The following is a 17,719-nucleotide window of genomic DNA, read 5'->3' on the forward strand; positions in this document are numbered from 1 at the left end:
TGTTTTTTTAAATATCATGGAATTGTCCGATCTTGTTTTTGATCCGCTGCATTTCGTTATCCATATCGATCACAGTGCGGGCGCAGTTCAGCAGTTCATTGCTGACATCCTCATAACCGTCCATTTCTTCGATATTCTGCTTGTAACGCAGCTGATGCTCCAGAGTTGCCCAGAAATCCATACCGTTGGTACGGATCTGGATCTCTGCACGCATGGGAGTTTTTCCCTTGGAGAAGAATACGGGGATTTCCACGATCATGTGATAACTGCGGTAGCCGTTTGGCTTTGGATTTTTGATATAGTCCTTTACCTGGATGACGGTAATGTCATCCTGCCTGGTGATCAGGTCTGCAATAGTGTAGATATCATCGATAAAGGCACAGACAACACGGATGCCTGCCACGTCATTCAGTTGATTCTGAATATTCTCCGCAGTAAACTCATAGCCGAGCTTTTTGAGCTTTTTGTAAATGCTTTCCGGCTTCTTGATCCTTGTTTTGATGAAGGAGATCGGGTTACGTTTATATTCCAGTGAGAATTCGTCGTTGAGGACTTCCAGCTTGGTGCGTACCTCACGGACCGTACAGCGGTACATCATCATCAAATCATTGAATCTTGCGGAATTTTTGATAAAAACCTGTGGATCGGGGGTGTCCAGCCAGGTGTTTGTATTTCTTTCAGCCATAGTGTTTTTCTGGTGAAACTCCTTTCTTATGTGATATTTATAACAATTGCTTTTATACAATTATAGAACAAAATGACATTTTTTTCAACTTTTGTATTGACATATCAGAAAAGCTATGCTATTTTATAAAAAAAATTTAATTAAGTAAACCACTAAACCGTTGAAGCGGAGATAAAGATATTCATGCGCGCACAGAGAGTCCGGGAGGGTGAGAGCCGGGTCGAGAGGCAGTTTATCAAATGGACCGTAGAGGGCACAGGGAAAGATACTTTCGGGTATCAAGTATTCTGTGACGTGAGGGCATACGTCAGTTGCCGGGAATATGAAGGTATTCCGCCAAGTGCACGGGTCAGACCGTGAATCAGGGTGGCACCGCGGGTGATTTTGAATTTAGAGCTCGTCCCTGACAGAACCAGATTCTGTCGGAGACGGGCTTTTCTTGATTTTATGAGCAAGCAGCGAATGCAGATCACGAATGTCCCGTCCTCCGGTAAGGAATGAAAAACTCAGGAGGGCCTGTATATGTATCCAACATTAGAAAAAATCAAAGAACTCGCACAGTCAGGCGAATACCGGCGAATCCCTGTATGCAGAGAGCTGTATTCCGACCGCTATACACCCGTAGAAGTTATGAGGACCTTACGCACAGCCAGCAGACATTGCTATCTTCTGGAAAGTGCCAGCCAGACAGAGGTATGGGGACGCTATTCCTTCCTGGGATATGAGCCATCCATGGAGATCACCTGTACAGACGGAAAGCTTCAGATCCGTAGAATCCATGAGGACGGAACGGAAGAAAAAACCGTACAGCAGGTGAAGCATCCGGGAGATGCCATTCGGGAGATCCTGAAAGAATACAAAAGCCCGGTGCTGGAAAATATGCCGACCTTTACCGGAGGTCTGGTAGGATATTTTTCCTACGATTACATTAAGTATAGCGAGCCGAAGCTGGAGCTTACTGACGAAACAGTACAGGATTTCCGGGACATGGATCTGATGCTTTTTGACCAGGTGATCGCCTTTGACCATTACAGACAGAAGGTGCTTCTGATTACCGGTGTGATGACAGATGATCCGGAAAATTCCTATCAGAGGGCGGAAGCAAAATTAAAAGAGATGGCAGATCTGATCCGAAACGGAAAACAGAAGGAATTTCCGTCTTTGAAACTGAAATCTTCCATTGAGCCGCAGTTCCCGAAAGCAAAATACTGTGAGATGGTTGAGAAAGCGAAACATTACATCCATGAAGGAGATATTTTCCAGGTAGTCCTCTCCAATCCTATGAGAGCAAAAGCCGAGGGAAGCCTGTTTGATACTTACCGTGTCCTTCGGGCTACCAATCCTTCTCCATATATGTTTTATTTTTCCAGTGATGATATTGAGATTGCAGGAGCCTCCCCGGAAACACTTGCCAGGCTTGCAGGAACAGAATTAAGTACCTTCCCGCTTGCAGGAACAAGACCAAGAGGCAAGACAAAAGAAGAAGACGAAGCGCTGGAAAAAGGACTTCTGGCAGATGAAAAAGAACGTGCCGAGCATAACATGCTTGTGGATCTTGGTCGAAATGATATCGGAAAGATCAGTAAGATCGGTACTGTGAACGTAGAAAAATATATGTGCATCGAGCGTTTTTCTCATGTGATGCATATCGGTTCCACAGTTACCGGCCAGATCCGGGATGACAGGGATGCAGTGGATGCAGTGGATGCCATCCTTCCGGCAGGAACACTTTCCGGAGCACCGAAATTCCGTGCCTGCCAGATCATCCAGGAACTGGAACAGAGCAAGCGAGGCATTTACGGCGGTGCTATCGGATATCTGGATTTTGCCGGAAACCTGGATACATGTATTGCCATTCGCCTGGTTTATAAGAAAAACGGTGAGATCTGTATCCGGTCAGGAGCAGGGATCTTAGCAGACAGTATTCCGGAAAGTGAATTTCAGGAGTGCTGCAACAAGGCAAGAGCCGTTGTACAGGCAATCGAAACTGCACAGGAGGGACTGGAATGATAGTACTGATCGATAATTATGATAGCTTTTCCTACAATGTTTACCAGCTGATCGGTTCTGTGAAGCCGGATATCAAAGTGGTAAGAAATGATGAAGTGACCATCAAAGAGCTGGAGGCCATGAAGCCGGAGGCATTGATCCTTTCCCCTGGTCCGGGAAAACCGGAGGATGCGGGAATCTGTATTGAATCCATAAAATATTTCAAAGACAAGCTGCCGATCCTGGGTATCTGCCTTGGACATCAGTCCATCTGTGAAGCCTTCGGAGGGACAGTATCCTACGCAAAAGAGCTGATGCACGGAAAGCAGAAAGAGATACATAAAGTTGGAAAGAGCCGGATGTTTGAAGGACTTCCGGAAACTTTTCCGGCAGCCAGATATCACTCACTGGCAGCTATCCGGGATACCTTACCGGAGGAACTGGTTGTTACCGCTGAGTCTGAGGACGGAGAGGCGATGGCACTGGAGCATAAAGAATATCCGATATTCGGATTACAGTTCCATCCGGAATCTGTTATGACACCGGATGGAAAAACAATGATCGAGAACTTTATGAAGGTTATCAGAGACAGATAAGACAGAGAACAGCAATCCATAAAAGATAGAATCGTTACAGAACAGGAGGAAACAACAATGATCAAAGAAGCAATCATCAAGCTTTCAAAAAAAGAAGATCTTACATATGACGAAGCAGAAGCCGTAATGAATGAGATCATGGACGGAGCGGCAACACCGGTACAGATGGCATCCTACCTTACTGCACTTTCCCTGAAAGGAGAGACTATTGATGAGATCACTGCATCAGCAGCCGGAATGCGTGCACACTGCATCAAGCTTCTCCACGATATGAATGTTCTGGAGATCGTAGGAACCGGTGGTGACGGAGCAAACTCCTTTAACATTTCCACGACATCTTCTCTTGTAATCGCAGCAGGTGGCGTTCCGGTAGCAAAACACGGAAACCGTGCAGCATCTTCCAAGAGCGGTGCAGCAGATGTTCTGGAAGCACTTGGCGTAAAGATCACCATCCCGCCGGAAAAAAGTGCAGAGATCCTGAAAAAGATCAACATCTGTTTCCTGTTCGCCCAGAATTATCATATTGCCATGAAATATGTGGCACCGATCCGTAAAGAGCTGGGAATCCGCACGGTATTTAATATCCTCGGACCATTAAGCAACCCGGCAGGCGCAAACATGGAGCTGATGGGAGTCTTTGACCAGTCTCTGGTAGAGCCGCTGGCACAGGTTATGATGAAGCTTGGCGTGAACCGCGGAATGGTAGTTTTCGGACAGGATAAGCTGGATGAGATCTCCATGAGCGCACCGACTTCTGTGTGCGAGATCAAGGACGGATGGTTCCAGTCCTATGAGATCACACCGGAGCAGTTCGGCTATACACGCTGCAGCAAAGAAGATCTGGCAGGCGGCACACCGGCAGAGAACGCAGAGATCACAAAAGCCATTGTAAACGGAACCGAAAAAGGCCCGAAGCGTCAGGCGGTCTGCATGAACGCAGGTGCAGCACTTTATATCGCAGGAAAGGCAGAGAGCCTGGAAGCCGGCGTAAGAAAGGCTGAAGATCTGATCGACAGTGGTGCAGCTGCTGCCAAGCTTGCGGAATTTATCAAATTAAGTAACGAGATTTGAAAATAATAGCGGCAGAAGAGAAATCGGCAATCCCTATCGGAAGAGATATGAACGGAAACATTAATCGGTCAGACTTCTTGAAATTGCCGGATGAGAGTTGAACTGAAATATCAAGGAGACAAACAAAGAATGAGTGAAAAAAACATTCTGGAAGAAATCGCAGAAAAAACAAGAGAACGTATCCGGAAGGAAAAACTTCAGTTTCCCCTGGATCAGCTGAAAGCTCTGGCTGAAAAAGCACCACAGCAGCCGTCCTTTCTGGAAGCGTTGAAAAAGCCGGGCATGTCCTACATCTGTGAAGTAAAAAAAGCTTCCCCCTCCAAGGGGCTGATTGCACCGGAATTTCCGTATCTGGAAATTGCGAAAGAATACGAGGCAGCAGGTGCATCTGCGATCTCCTGCCTCACAGAGCCATTTTATTTCATGGGAAGTGATACTTATCTCCGTGAGATCACAGAAACAGTGGATATTCCGGTCCTTCGGAAGGACTTCACGGTGGATAAGTACATGATCTATCAGGCAAAAGCATTCGGCGCATCGGCTGTACTTCTGATCTGTGCTATCTTAAATGACCAGGAACTCCTGGAATACCGAGAGCTTGCTGAAACTCTGGGAATGGATGCACTGGTGGAAGCTCATGACGAGAATGAAGTGGCAAGAGCATTAAAGACAGGTGCAAAGATCGTCGGTGTAAACAACCGTGACCTGAAAACCTTTAAGGTTGATATGAATAACAGCATCCGTCTTCGAAACCTGGCACCGGACAATGTGGTATTTGTGTCTGAGAGCGGAATCAAAAACGCAGGTGATATCGCTATCCTGGAAAGAAACCGGGTAGGTGCAGTCCTGATCGGTGAGACCCTGATGCGAAGCCCGGATAAGAAAGCAGCATTGGAAAATCTGAATGGTGGAGCGCTTGTATAAAGGCCAAACGAAAGAATAGAGCAAATAAGTAACAGAGCTGACCAGCAGCAAATAGTAACGAAACAGGAAGGGGCAGGGTCGTCAGACAGAAAGGGCAGAATTGGCAGAATATGAGAGAACAACCGTTGAAACATGGGAGCAGAACCAGAATCAAGATCTGCGGCCTGACCCGCCCGGAAGATATCCAGGCAGTTAACCAGGCTAAACCGGACTTTGCAGGATTCATTGTAGAATTCCCAAAAAGCAGAAGAAACGTTACCGTGGAGCAATTGAAGGCTCTCCGGGAAGAAATGGATGATAGCATTTTGCCGGTAGGCGTATTCGTCAATGCACCGGTGGAGCTTCCCGCACAGCTTTTAAATGAAGGAACCATCGCACTGGCACAGCTTCACGGACAGGAAGACAAGAATTATATCAGACAGCTTAAGACCATGACAGACCAGCTTCTGATAAAGGCTTTTTCCATAAAAACAGAAGCAGATATAAAGAAAGCGATCCGTTCGGAAGCAGACTATATTCTGCTGGATCAGGGCGCAGGAGGAACAGGAGAAACTTTCGACTGGAGTCTGGTACCGGCGATCAAACGTCCCTGGTTTCTGGCAGGAGGTCTGGGCTGTGAAAATCTGGAATCGGCCATACATCTGCTTCACCCCTGGGCAGTAGATTTAAGCAGCAGTGTAGAAACCGACGGTCACAAAGACCCGGATAAAATATTAGAAGCAGTATACGCAGTAAGGAACATAAAGGAGGAAATATAACATGTCAAAAGGAAGATTCGGCATCCATGGCGGACAGTACATCCCGGAAACACTGATGAACGCCGTTCTGGAGCTTGAGGAAGCATACAACCATTACAAAAACGATCCGGAATTCAACCGTGAGCTCACAGAGCTTCTCAATGAATACGCAGGAAGACCATCCCGTCTTTACTATGCGGCACATATGACCGAGGACCTTGGCGGAGCCAGGATCTATCTGAAAAGAGAAGACTTAAACCACACAGGAGCCCACAAGATCAACAACGTACTTGGTCAGGTGCTCCTGGCAAAAAAAATGGGCAAGACCCGTGTCATCGCAGAGACAGGAGCCGGCCAGCACGGTGTTGCAACTGCAACCGCAGCAGCACTGATGGGAATGGAATGTGAGGTATTCATGGGAAAAGAAGACACGGAACGTCAGGCACTGAATGTTTACAAAATGCGTCTTCTCGGAGCAAAAGTCCATGCAGTCACAAGCGGAACCGCAACCTTAAAGGATGCCGTTTCCGAGACCATGCGTGAGTGGACAAACCGTATTGCAGATACCCATTATGTACTGGGATCTGTTATGGGCCCGCACCCGTTCCCGACCATCGTACGTGATTTCCAGGCCGTGATCTCCAAGGAGATCAAAGAACAGATGCTGGAAAAAGAGGGAAGACTTCCGGATGTTGTCCTGGCCTGCGTGGGCGGTGGCTCCAATGCTATCGGAACCTTCTACAATTTCATTGAGGACAAAGACGTTCGTCTCATTGGCTGTGAGGCAGCAGGACGTGGCGTAAATACTGCGGAGACTGCGGCAACCATCGCAACCGGTCGTCTCGGAATCTTCCATGGTATGAAATCTTACTTCTGCCAGGATGAATACGGACAGATCGCACCGGTATACTCCATCTCCGCAGGCCTTGATTATCCGGGCGTAGGTCCGGAGCATGCACACCTTTATGATATCGGAAGAGCAGAGTACGTTCCTGTTACAGATGACGAAGCAGTAGATGCTTTTGAATATCTTTCCAGAACAGAAGGAATTATTCCTGCGATCGAAAGTGCCCATGCAGTGGCCTATGCGAAAAAGATCGCACCGACACTTGGAAAGGACAAGATCATGGTAGTTACCATTTCAGGACGTGGAGATAAGGACTGTGCGGCAATTGCCCGCTACAGAGGGGAGGATATTCATGAATAAGAGAATTACAGAAGCATTTGCAAACGGAAAAGCATTTATTCCTTTTTTAACCTGCGGAGATCCGTCTCTGGAGGTAACAGAGCAGCTGGTTTATGCAATGGAAGAAGCAGGAGCAGATCTGATCGAGCTTGGGATCCCGTTCTCAGATCCTACCGCAGAGGGACCTGTGATCCAGGAAGCTAATGTCCGGGCACTTGCAGGTGGCGTGACTACAGATAAAGTTTTTGCAATGGTAGAAAAAATCCGTAAAAATACAAAAATCCCAATGGTATTCATGACCTACGCAAATGTAGTATTTTCTTACGGAACAGAGCGTTTTATCAAGAAAGCAGCGGAAGTTGGAATGGATGGACTGATCCTTCCGGATGTTCCGTTTGAGGAAAAAGAAGAGTTTGATGTTGTGTGTAAACAGTACGGCCTTGACCTGATCTCCCTGATCGCACCGACCTCCCATGAGCGGATCGCCATGATCGCAAAAGAGGCGGAAGGCTTTGTTTACTGCGTATCTTCCCTTGGTGTAACAGGAATGCGTACCAGCATTACCACAGATATCGGAGCTATGGTGAAATTAGTAAAAGCCCAGAAAGACATTCCATGTGCAGTAGGATTCGGAATCTCCACACCGGAGCAGGCAAAAAAAATGGCAGATCAGTCAGACGGTGCCATTGTAGGATCTGCGATCGTGAAGCTTTGTGGTGCCTACGGCAAAGACTGCGTGCCGAAGGTGAAGGCTTATGTGAAAAAGATGAAGGATGCGATCAGATAAGTTCCCGGCTGAAATTGAAACACAGATCACAAAGTGTAATAAAAATCTGCTTTATCCCAAAGAAAGGGTAAAGCAGATTTTTTCCTGCTCTGAACAGAGGCCGGAAAAATTGCAGGAAATATCTACTTGACAGTCAGAGACCAAATGATAGATGATATAAAAAAAGGTGAGGAGGAAATTGGGGATGAATCGGGAAGAAGCAAAGAAGAAAGCAGAAGCGCTGGTTGCCAGGATGACTCTGGAGGAAAAAGCCAGTCAGTTAAGGTACGATGCACCTGCAATAAAAAGATTGGGAATTCCGGCGTATAACTGGTGGAATGAGGGACTTCACGGTGTTGCCAGAGCAGGGCAGGCAACGGTTTTTCCACAGGCAATCGGAATGGCGGCAGCTTTTGACCGGAAAAGTGTGGCAGAGATGGCCGGTATCGTGGCAACAGAGGGCAGAGCAAAGTATAATGCATATTCCGTAAACGGTGACAGAGATATTTATAAGGGATTGACGTTCTGGTCTCCTAATGTCAATATTTTCCGTGATCCACGATGGGGTAGAGGCCATGAAACTTATGGGGAAGATCCGTATCTTACAAAAGAACTTGGAGTTTCCTTTGTAAAAGCACTTCAGGGAAATGGGGATACAATGAAGGCAGCAGCCTGTGCCAAACATTTTGCAGTACATTCCGGGCCGGAGGCACTCCGTCATGAATTTGATGCGGAAGCATCCGCAAAAGATATGGAAGAAACGTATCTGCCGGCATTCGAAGGTCTGGTAAAAGAAGCGAAAGTAGAAGCGGTTATGGGAGCTTATAACCGGACAAACGGGGAACCCTGCTGCGGAAGTCCCACATTACAGAAAAAACTCAGAGGCGAATGGAAATTTCAGGGGCATTTTGTATCAGACTGCTGGGCGATCCGTGATTTTCATGAACACCATATGGTAACGGATACAGCCGTTGAATCTGCAGCACTGGCGATTAATAATGGCTGTGACCTGAATTGTGGAAATACCTATCTTCACATTATGAAGGCATACGAAAAGGGGCTTGTCACAGAAGAAACCATAACTCGGGCAGCAGTGCGGCTTTTTACCACAAGGTATCTGCTGGGGTTGTTTGATGGAAGCGAATATGACAATATCTCCTATCTGGAGGTGGAATCTCCCAGGCATCTGGATGCAGCGGAGAAAGCAGCGGAAAAAAGCTTTGTTCTGCTGAAAAATAACGGGATTCTTCCGCTTGATAAAGAAAAACTGAAAACAATAGGGATCATCGGACCAAATGCGGACAGCAGACAGGCGCTGATCGGCAATTATCATGGGACAGCTTCCAGGTATATTACCATACAGGAAGGCATCCAGGATTATGTGGGAGACGATGTAAGGATTCTTACTTCCAGAGGCTGTGATCTGTTCCGAGACCGGACGGAGCACCTTGCGTTTACCAGAGATCGTATTGCGGAAGCCAAGGTGGTTGCGGAAAACAGCGATGTAGTGATCTTATGTATGGGACTGGATGAGACACTGGAAGGGGAAGAGGGAGACACCGGAAACAGCTATGTATCGGGAGATAAAGAAGATATTGAACTTCCCGGAGTACAGCGAGAACTGATGGAAGCGATCGCAGATACCGGAAAACCGGTAGTATTCTGTCTGCTGGCAGGAAGTGACCTTGATCTGAAATATGCGGCAGAGAAATTTGATGCAGTCATGATGCTGTGGTACCCTGGATGCCAGGGCGGGAAGGCAGCGGCAAAGGTACTGTTTGGAGAAATCTCGCCATCAGGAAAACTTCCGGTGACATTTTATGAAAGCCTGGAAGAACTTCCGGATTTTACCGATTATTCCATGAAGGGCAGAACATATCGCTATATGGAACGAAAAGCACAGTTTCCTTTTGGATATGGTCTGACGTACAGTAAGGTGGCAGTAGATAAAGCAGAGGTCAAAACATGTGGACAGAAGATAAACGTGGAAGTAGAAGTGCAGAATAACGGCGCATATGATACAGAGGATGTTGTTCAGATCTATGTAAAAAATATTGACAGCAAAAATGCCATTCCCAATCCGATGCTGGCCGGTTTTCAGCGGATATTCCTGAAGGCGGGAGAATGCCGAAAAATAGAAATCCCAATATGGGAAAAAGCATTCACCGTAGTAGATGAAACAGGAAAACGGATGGAAGAAGGAAAGAAATTTGAAATTTATGCAGGCTGCAGCCAGCCTGATGAAAAAAGCAAAGAACTGACCGGGATCATGCCGGTAAAGATCATCTGGGAAAAATAATAAGAAAATCTAAAGTAACAGGAGGGCGATGCATTAGGCAGCGCCCTCCCTTTATATCTACCGCATAAACAACCGTACCATTTTTTCATAAATCTTCCGATATTTCTGATATCTCATAGGAAGATCGATCCAGGTCTTTTTATCTACAATACTCTTATAATGAGAGAATGTCCGGAAGCCGTCGATGCCATGATAGGATCCCATGCCGCTTTCACCAAAGCCGCCGAAGCCCATATTGCTGGTTGCCAGATGTATGAGGACATCGTTGATACAGCCACCGCCGAAACCACATCGGGAAGTAACTTCCCGGGCATTTTTTTCATCTTCGGTGAAGATATAAAGAGCCAGCGGATGCGCCATGGAATTGATCTTTGTTACGGCACCTCCGAGAGAGTCATAGGTGAGGACCGGAAGTACCGGGCCGAAGATTTCCTGCTGCATGACCGGATCTTCGAAGGTTACGTTATCAAGAACCGTCGGCTCGATCTGAAGTGTTTCACGGTTGGAACCACCGCCGCAGACAGTTTTGGCAGGATCGATCAGACTGTTGATACGGTCGAAATGCTTTTCGTTGATGATCTTTCCATAATTCCGGTTCTTCAGTGGTTCTTTTCCATACTGGCGTGTGATCTGTCTGCGAAGCTCTGCGACCAGGGCTTCTTTGATCTCCGGATCACAGTAGATGTAGTCCGGAGCCACGCAGGTCTGGCCACAGTTCAGGAACTTGCCGAATACGATACGTTTTGCCGCAAGGCGGAGATTGGCTGTTTTGTCCACGATGCAGGGGCTTTTTCCACCCAGCTCCAGAGTGACTGGTGTGAGGTGTTCGGAAGCCTTTCTCATGACCTCTTTTCCTACAGACTGGCTTCCCGTGAAGAAGATGTAATCAAAGTGCAGACTGAGAAGATGTGTGTTTTCCGCACGTCCGCCTGTGACAGTTGCAACGTATTTTTCATCGAAACATTCATGGATGAGAAGACGGATCACTTCACTTGTTGCCGGTGAGTAGGCACTTGGTTTCAGGATGACTGTGTTTCCGGCTGCAATGGCGTCTACCAGTGGTTCCATGGTGAGGAGAAACGGATAGTTCCACGGACTCATAATGAGAACTACACCGTAGGGAGATGGTTTACGGAAACTGCGGGAATGGAACTGTGCCAGTGGAGTCGGAACAGTCTGTTCCTTTACATAAGAGCGGATATTTTTCAGCATATGCGTGATCTCGGAGAGCACCAGTCCGGTCTCACACATATAGCTTTCGAAATTACTTTTTCCCAGATCCTTTTTCAGCGCAGCGTGGATCTGATCCTCGTATTTCCGGATGGAAGCGCGGAGACGTTTCAGGGCGCTGATGCGAAAATCAAGGTCAAGAGTTGCGCCGGAGTAGAAGTACTGGCGCTGTTTATCTAAAAGCTGGTTGATCTGTTCTTTTTCCATGGAATTATAGTCCTTTCTGAAAAAATCCTGTATTCGAAATATCGAAATCTGTTTATGCCAATGTCTGTTTTAACAATTGCCTGCCGGAGGCATCAGTCTGTAATACAGTGTCTCAAGTTCGCCGGCATCCATCAGCACAGGAACCGGGTACAGAGGATTGGCTTCTTTATCTGCGTAATGGGCAAGCTCCGGGATGTCCGTTTCCTGGATTTCCGGGATATAGTCTCCGATGCCAAAGCGTTTTTTCATATCTTTTATTGCATCAATAAACATCCGGGCAGCAGTTTTATCGTCCTCATGTTTATCGCAGAGACCGGCAGTTACGGCAAGGTTGCGGAGTTTGTGAGTGATGGAATCTCCGTATGTTTCCAGTACCATAGGAAGGATCACTGCATTGGCAAGCCCATGTGGAACATTATATTTTCCGCCGAGGGAATGTGCAATTGCGTGGACATATCCAACGTAGGATTTGGTGAAGGCACAGCCTGCGAAATAGGAGGCGCGGAGCATATTTCGTCTTGCTTCAATATTATTGCCGTCTGTGTAGGCGGTATCCAGATTTTCAAAGATCAGTCTGACAGCATCCAGGGCATTTTTTCTTGTGCCAGGTGTAGTGGAATTTCCAATGTAGGCTTCCACTGCGTGAGTCAGGGCATCCATGCCGGTGGTAGCTGTGATAAACGGCGGAAGGCTTAAAGTCACTTTCGGGTCAAGGACTGCGTAGCGTGGGATCAGCGGAAAATCGTTGATGGCATATTTGTGCCGTGTTTCTGCATCGGTAATGACAGCAGCAAGTGTTGTTTCACTTCCTGTTCCTGCAGTCGTGGGGATGGCGATGAGAAGAGGAAGCTTTTTGTGGAGCTTCAGGATTCCCTTCATCTGAGCAAGAGACTGGTGTGGCTTGGCAATGCGGGCTGCTGTGGCTTTTGCACAGTCCATACTGGAACCACCGCCGAAGCCGATGATCGCCTGGCAGTCATTGTCCAGATACATGTGAAGGGCTTCGTCCACATTGACGGTTGTTGGATTGGCAACGGTTTTGTCGTAGATGTGGTAAGAGATGCAGCTTCGCTTCAGTGTCTGCTCCAGTCTTTCTGTAAGGCCAAGGCTTCGGATCCCTGCATCTGTGATGATGAGTACATTGTTATAGTTTCTTTTTTCCAGAACTTCCGGAATACCTTTGACGCTTCCGATGATCTTCGGATTGCGGTAAGGAAGCAGTGGAAGGGCGAATTTAAAGACATTCTGGAAAACCCGGCAGTAAGCTTTTTTTAATGGATTCATGGTAGTTTTCTTTCCTTTTAAAGTCAAATTATTTTATTCTAAATATTATATATAGCAGTTGGAAGGGGAAAAGTCAAGATTGCCGTTTATGGAAGTGCATCGCGAAGCGTGTTGCTGAGAACAGAGTAACCGTAACGTCATAAAAAAGAAAACAGGAAATATAATATTGTCATGGTTGTAAATATCCTTTACACTAAGGGAGTCAAACAGAATCATTATGCAAGGATTGGATATCCAGCGGAAGGCAAATGTCCGCAGGATAGATATTGATCACGGAGGAAATCATGCCAGAAACAGACACATCCGCAAAAAATCCTCTTCACGTATCCGAAGTGGATGATAATTTAAAAGAATTAAGCCCTCACGGTTCCTTTGAGCTGCCGGTGGAAACCTATATGGCGAACTGTGAGATCTTTCATGCACTGTATGACCACTGGCACAGTGAGATGGAGATCATGTATATTGAAAAAGGCAGTGGCTTTGCCAGACTGAACCGGGAGAGCATCCGCCTGAAAAAGGGGGATATCCTGATCGTGAACTGCGGAGTTCTCCATAGTATGCGCACGGATCTTAAGAAGCCTCTTTATTATAAGAGTGTGGTTTTCAGCCTGGGTTTCCTTGCAGGTCAGCCGGGAGATATCTGCCAGGAATGTGTGGTATCACCATTAATAGAAAACAAGGCAGAATTCTGCCATCATATAGAAGAAGGAGATTCCGGATATGAGAAGCTACGGGAAATTTTTCTGGAGATCCATGACTGTCATACGGAGAAGAAGCCATATTTTTATGTGAAGCTGAAAATGCTGTTTTTTGATTTTTTTTATGAGATGCTGACGAAGCATTATATTATCCCGGTAAGTACAGAGCAGAACAAGAGCCTTGCAGCAGTAAAGGAAGTGCTGGATCATATCAGCCTTCACTACCAGGAGAATCTTACCGTTTCAGAGCTTTCCGGACTTTCCAATTACAGTGAGTATTATTTTATGAAGCTTTTCCGCCAGTATACGGGAAAAACCCTGGTGGAATACATCAATGACTTCCGTATGGAGAAGGCGAAGTATCTTCTTACGCATTCCGATGCACCTGTGACGGAGATCGCCATGCAGGTGGGATTTAACAGTACAAGTTATTTTATAAAGAAATTTCAGCAGTCCAATAAGGTTTCACCGCATAAGTACAGGAAGAGTATGAGACAGATCTGAGACAGATCCCGAAACAACCGCATATGTACCGGTTATGTTTTTATGCAGAGCTACAGTAAAAAGTGAAAAACAGTCTGACAAATATCTTGCATATCATGACAGGATTGTTATATTTTTGAAAAGAAATGCGTGATATCCTAATATCATCAAAAACAAAGCAAACAACCTTGTAAAAACATATTTCATCCCATCAAGATCCATGAAAGGAGATCAAAATGGAAACATTAAGCAAAGTATTTGAAGACAAATATAACAAAAATGTAAAAGATTGTACAAACGAGGAAATCTATCACGGACTTCTCTCCTGGACAAAGGAGCAGCTGAAGGGCCGCGGCTACCAGGAAGGAAAAAAGAAAATTTATTATATTTCCGCAGAGTTCCTTATCGGTAAGCTTCTTTCCAACAACCTGATCAATCTGGGCGTTTATGATGAAGTTGCGAAATATCTTAAAGAAAACGGAAAAGAGCTTTCCATGATCGAGGAGATCGAGCCGGAGCCATCTCTCGGAAACGGCGGACTTGGCCGTCTGGCAGCATGTTTCCTGGATTCCATTGCAACTCTGGGACTTCCGGGAGAAGGAATCGGACTTAATTATCACCTCGGACTTTTCAAACAGGAGTTTAAGGATCATCTTCAGTTTGAGACACCGAATCCGTGGATCCAGCCGGAGAGCTGGCTTACAGATGCAGGCGTTTCCTATTACGTGCCGTTTAAGGGCTTTATGCTGAAATCCACACTGTATGATATTGATGTTGCAGGCTATGAGAACAAAGCGATCAAGCTTCGCCTTTTTGATATTGATATTGCAGATGAGAGCATTGTAGGCGAGGGAATCTCCTTTGATAAGAGGGATCTGCTCCACAACCTGACACTGTTCCTGTATCCGGATGACAGCGATGATGCAGGAAGAAAGCTTCGTATCTATCAGCAGTACTTCATGGTAAGCAATGCGGCACAGCTGATCCTGGATGAGGCAACAGCAAAAGGCTGCAATCTTCATGACCTTGCCGATTACGCAGTGATCCAGATCAACGATACACATCCGAGTATGGTAATTCCAGAGCTTATCCGTCTCCTTACAGAGCGTGGAATCGAGTTCGAGGAGGCATGCGAGATCGTATCTCATGTATGCGCTTATACCAACCATACCATTCTTGCAGAGGCACTTGAGAAATGGCCGATCTCCTATCTTGAGGAGGTTGTTCCGCATCTGATGCCGATCATCCGCAAGCTGGACGAGCGTATCAAAGCAAAATATCCGCAGGAAAATCTTGCCATCATCGACAAGAACGACCTGGTACACATGGCACATATGGACATCCACTACGGATTTTCCATCAACGGTGTTGCATCCCTTCATACCGATATCCTGAAGGAGACAGAGCTTCATCAGTTCTATGAGATCTATCCGGAGAAATTCAATAACAAGACAAACGGAATTACCTTCCGCAGATGGCTCCTTCACTGCAACCATCCGCTGACAGAGTACATCACATCCATGATCGGTGACGGCTTCCGCAAGGATTCCTTTGAGCTTGACAAGATGCTTGGCTTCAAGGGAAATCAGGACGTTCTTGCAAATATCCTTAAGATCAAGCAGGATGCAAAGAAGAGATGTGCGGAGTTTATCAAAGCCAACACAGGTGAAGAGATCAACACACACAGTGTTTATGATATCCAGATCAAACGTCTTCATGAGTACAAACGTCAGCAGCTGAACGCACTTTACATCATTGACCGTTACCTGAAGATCAAAGCAGGCGAGAAGCCGCAGCGCCCGGTAACCTTTATCTTCGGTGCAAAGGCAGCTCCTGCATATGTTATCGCAAAGGATATTATCCACCTGCTTCTCTGCTTACAGGAGCTTATCAACAATGATCCGGAGGTTTCCCCGTACATGAAAGTTGTTATGGTGGAAAACTACAACGTAAGTGCAGCAGAGAAGCTGATTCCTGCCTGCGATATCTCCGAGCAGATCTCTCTTGCTTCCAAGGAGGCCAGCGGAACAGGAAACATGAAGTTCATGCTCAACGGTGCTGTAACACTGGGAACCATGGATGGTGCAAATGTGGAGATCAGCCAGCTGGTAGGCAAGGATAATATCTATATCTTCGGAGAGTCCAGTGAGCAGGTTATCGAACACTATGAAAAGGCTGACTACTGCTCCAGAGATTTCTATGAAAAAGACGAGCGCATCCGTCGTGCAGTAGACTTTATCGTAGGAAACGAGCTTCTTTCTATTGGAAGTGAAGAGCATTTAAGAAGACTGCATCATGAGATCGTAAGCAAAGACTGGTTCATGACTCTTCTTGACTTCGAGGATTATGCGAAGGTAAAAGATCAGGCACTGTCCGATTATGAGGACAGAACCGCATGGGCAGAGAAAATGCTTGTAAACATCGGAAAAGCAGGATACTTCTCTTCAGACAGAACCATCGAAGAGTACAACAGAGATATCTGGCATCTGACAGCGGAGAAATAAACTGGTTTTAGCCAGATTACTCCGGTACGGAAGAAAATAGAAAAATAAAAAATAAAAACACCGACATTCATCGGAAATATGTACTGGGTCTGAGATGTCAGAGATGATCTGGCAGCCTGGACAGGACATGGTACAGATGAATGGTCGGTGTTTTTTTGTGAAATTGGTTACGAAAAATTGTTTACGGAATTAGGCAAGCGATACTTCAGGCCTTTCCATGCTTAAATGCCATCATCATTTCCTTGGTAAGGCTGATATTATCTCCTTCATCCGGAATGTCTTCCCGTTTGAACCAAGAGGCCATGGAAAGTTCATCGTGGTCTACAGTCAGAGTGTCGTCACCATCCAGGTCACAGTAGAAGCCGAACAGGAGAGTGCCGGAGAAAGACCATGGCTGGCTCTTGTAGTAGCGGAGATTTTTGACCTTTACGCCGATCTCCTCCATAACTTCGCGGTGTACAGTTTCTTCAATAGTCTCGCCAATCTCGGCAAAACCCGCGATCATGGCGTAGCGGGTGTGATTTCGGCCCTCATATTTGGAAAGGATCAGCTTGTCGCCATTGGTAATGCCAACGATCACAGCCGGGGAAAGTACCGGATATTCTCCGTTTCCGCAGGAAGGACAAATCATTTTGCGCTCTGTCTTATCGTGTACCATTGGCTGGCCGCAGCAGCCGCAGAAACGACGCTTGCTGTACCACTGAAAGAGCTGATATCCGGTGATTCCGGCAAAAGCCAGATACTGAGGTTCTGCTGTGCGAAGCACTCTTGTAATCTCAAACTGATAACCAGGAAGGAGACTGGTGTCAAGATCCGGGATCAGATAAAAATGCTCTTCGTCAATGGAGAAGAGATAGATATAATTTTCATAGAGATTTTCAACTTTTCCTTCCAGCTCTCCAAAGCTTGGAAGAGTCATAGTCTCGCCATCCTTTTTCATAAGGATCCTGCCCTCTTCATAGGCGAGAATGTGGCTTGCTTTATCAGGGGCAACAGGTTTGTATTCATTATGGTAGGTATGTGGTGCGATATCCTGGATCATGATAAATTCCTTTCGTTT

General features: G+C 46.3%; 14 protein-coding genes. 10 read left to right on the forward strand and 4 right to left on the reverse strand.

Features of this window, described 5'->3' with window-relative positions:
- Positions 1 to 7 precede the first annotated feature (7 nt).
- Positions 8 to 685: a GTP pyrophosphokinase family protein gene (locus DW694_RS11820; protein WP_118753057.1), complete on the reverse strand. Its 678-nt coding sequence runs from the start codon at positions 683 to 685 to the stop codon at positions 8 to 10.
- 522 nt (positions 686 to 1,207) lie between these two features.
- On the opposite strand from DW694_RS11820, the gene trpE reads away from it, so the two are divergent.
- From trpE to DW694_RS11865, 8 genes are all read left to right on the forward strand, one after another.
- Positions 1,208 to 2,695 carry an anthranilate synthase component I gene (gene trpE, locus DW694_RS11830; RefSeq protein WP_118753058.1) on the forward strand — a complete coding sequence of 496 codons (1,488 nt, stop codon included), beginning with the start codon at positions 1,208 to 1,210 and terminating at the stop codon, positions 2,693 to 2,695.
- Positions 2,692 to 3,270 carry an aminodeoxychorismate/anthranilate synthase component II gene (locus DW694_RS11835; protein WP_110102896.1) on the forward strand — a complete coding sequence of 193 codons (579 nt, stop codon included), beginning with the start codon at positions 2,692 to 2,694 and terminating at the stop codon, positions 3,268 to 3,270. Before trpE ends, DW694_RS11835 begins: the two co-directional genes overlap by 4 nt.
- A 57-nt stretch (positions 3,271 to 3,327) precedes the next feature.
- The gene (trpD, locus tag DW694_RS11840) at positions 3,328 to 4,341 is read left to right on the forward strand and encodes an anthranilate phosphoribosyltransferase (protein ID WP_118753059.1); all 1,014 of its coding nucleotides are present in this window, start codon (positions 3,328 to 3,330) and stop codon (positions 4,339 to 4,341) included.
- Positions 4,342 to 4,470: 129 nt separating this feature from the next.
- Entirely contained in the window at positions 4,471 to 5,265 is a 795-nt protein-coding gene (trpC, locus tag DW694_RS11845) for an indole-3-glycerol phosphate synthase TrpC (protein WP_118753060.1), read from the forward strand.
- A 125-nt stretch (positions 5,266 to 5,390) separates the two neighbouring features.
- Entirely contained in the window at positions 5,391 to 6,023 is a 633-nt protein-coding gene (locus DW694_RS11850; protein WP_330627205.1) for a phosphoribosylanthranilate isomerase, read from the forward strand.
- A 1-nt stretch (position 6,024) separates the two neighbouring features.
- Entirely contained in the window at positions 6,025 to 7,209 is a 1,185-nt protein-coding gene (gene trpB, locus DW694_RS11855) for a tryptophan synthase subunit beta (RefSeq protein WP_118753062.1), read from the forward strand.
- Positions 7,202 to 7,975: a tryptophan synthase subunit alpha gene (trpA, locus tag DW694_RS11860; RefSeq protein ID WP_118753063.1), complete on the forward strand. Its 774-nt coding sequence runs from the start codon at positions 7,202 to 7,204 to the stop codon at positions 7,973 to 7,975. Before trpB ends, trpA begins: the two co-directional genes overlap by 8 nt.
- Before the next feature lie 184 nt (positions 7,976 to 8,159).
- Positions 8,160 to 10,253: a glycoside hydrolase family 3 C-terminal domain-containing protein gene (locus tag DW694_RS11865; RefSeq protein WP_118753064.1), complete on the forward strand. Its 2,094-nt coding sequence runs from the start codon at positions 8,160 to 8,162 to the stop codon at positions 10,251 to 10,253.
- A gap of 57 nt (positions 10,254 to 10,310) precedes the next feature.
- Here DW694_RS11865 and DW694_RS11870 read toward each other — a convergent pair whose 3' ends face one another.
- Both DW694_RS11870 and DW694_RS11875 read right to left on the reverse strand, forming a co-directional pair.
- Positions 10,311 to 11,690 (reverse strand): aldehyde dehydrogenase, encoded by a 1,380-nt coding sequence (locus DW694_RS11870; protein WP_118753065.1) that lies wholly within the window; start codon positions 11,688 to 11,690, stop codon positions 10,311 to 10,313.
- A 69-nt stretch (positions 11,691 to 11,759) separates the two neighbouring features.
- Positions 11,760 to 12,974 (reverse strand): iron-containing alcohol dehydrogenase, encoded by a 1,215-nt coding sequence (locus tag DW694_RS11875; RefSeq protein ID WP_118753066.1) that lies wholly within the window; start codon positions 12,972 to 12,974, stop codon positions 11,760 to 11,762.
- A 284-nt stretch (positions 12,975 to 13,258) separates the two neighbouring features.
- On the opposite strand from DW694_RS11875, the gene DW694_RS11880 reads away from it, so the two are divergent.
- The gene (locus DW694_RS11880) at positions 13,259 to 14,176 is read left to right on the forward strand and encodes an AraC family transcriptional regulator (protein ID WP_015527280.1); all 918 of its coding nucleotides are present in this window, start codon (positions 13,259 to 13,261) and stop codon (positions 14,174 to 14,176) included.
- Between the two features lie 209 nt (positions 14,177 to 14,385).
- A complete protein-coding gene (gene glgP, locus DW694_RS11885) occupies positions 14,386 to 16,659 on the forward strand; it encodes a glycogen/starch/alpha-glucan family phosphorylase (protein WP_353615816.1) in 2,274 nt (757 codons plus the stop codon).
- 205 nt (positions 16,660 to 16,864) lie between these two features.
- Here glgP and nudC read toward each other — a convergent pair whose 3' ends face one another.
- Positions 16,865 to 17,701: an NAD(+) diphosphatase gene (gene nudC / locus DW694_RS11890; RefSeq protein ID WP_118753068.1), complete on the reverse strand. Its 837-nt coding sequence runs from the start codon at positions 17,699 to 17,701 to the stop codon at positions 16,865 to 16,867.
- Positions 17,702 to 17,719: the final 18 nt, after the last annotated feature.

The sequence above is a fragment of the Ruminococcus sp. AM26-12LB genome (assembly GCF_003480785.1).
Taxonomy (GTDB): domain Bacteria; phylum Bacillota; class Clostridia; order Lachnospirales; family Lachnospiraceae; genus Blautia_A; species Blautia_A fusiformis.

What these genes read in the sequence shown, in the direction of transcription:
- trpD (WP_118753059.1), top strand. Translation starts at nt 3,328, where the DNA reads ATGATCAAAGAAGCAATCATCAAGCTTTCAAAAAAAGAAGATCTTACA.
- trpB (WP_118753062.1), top strand. Translation starts at nt 6,025, where the DNA reads ATGTCAAAAGGAAGATTCGGCATCCATGGCGGACAGTACATCCCGGAA.
- DW694_RS11835 (WP_110102896.1), top strand. Translation starts at nt 2,692, where the DNA reads ATGATAGTACTGATCGATAATTATGATAGCTTTTCCTACAATGTTTAC.
- nudC (WP_118753068.1), bottom strand. Translation starts at nt 17,701, where the DNA reads ATGATCCAGGATATCGCACCACATACCTACCATAATGAATACAAACCT.
- trpA (WP_118753063.1), top strand. Translation starts at nt 7,202, where the DNA reads ATGAATAAGAGAATTACAGAAGCATTTGCAAACGGAAAAGCATTTATT.
- trpC (WP_118753060.1), top strand. Translation starts at nt 4,471, where the DNA reads ATGAGTGAAAAAAACATTCTGGAAGAAATCGCAGAAAAAACAAGAGAA.
- DW694_RS11870 (WP_118753065.1), bottom strand. Translation starts at nt 11,690, where the DNA reads ATGGAAAAAGAACAGATCAACCAGCTTTTAGATAAACAGCGCCAGTAC.
- trpE (WP_118753058.1), top strand. Translation starts at nt 1,208, where the DNA reads ATGTATCCAACATTAGAAAAAATCAAAGAACTCGCACAGTCAGGCGAA.
- DW694_RS11875 (WP_118753066.1), bottom strand. Translation starts at nt 12,974, where the DNA reads ATGAATCCATTAAAAAAAGCTTACTGCCGGGTTTTCCAGAATGTCTTT.
- DW694_RS11880 (WP_015527280.1), top strand. Translation starts at nt 13,259, where the DNA reads ATGCCAGAAACAGACACATCCGCAAAAAATCCTCTTCACGTATCCGAA.
- DW694_RS11865 (WP_118753064.1), top strand. Translation starts at nt 8,160, where the DNA reads ATGAATCGGGAAGAAGCAAAGAAGAAAGCAGAAGCGCTGGTTGCCAGG.
- DW694_RS11820 (WP_118753057.1), bottom strand. Translation starts at nt 685, where the DNA reads ATGGCTGAAAGAAATACAAACACCTGGCTGGACACCCCCGATCCACAG.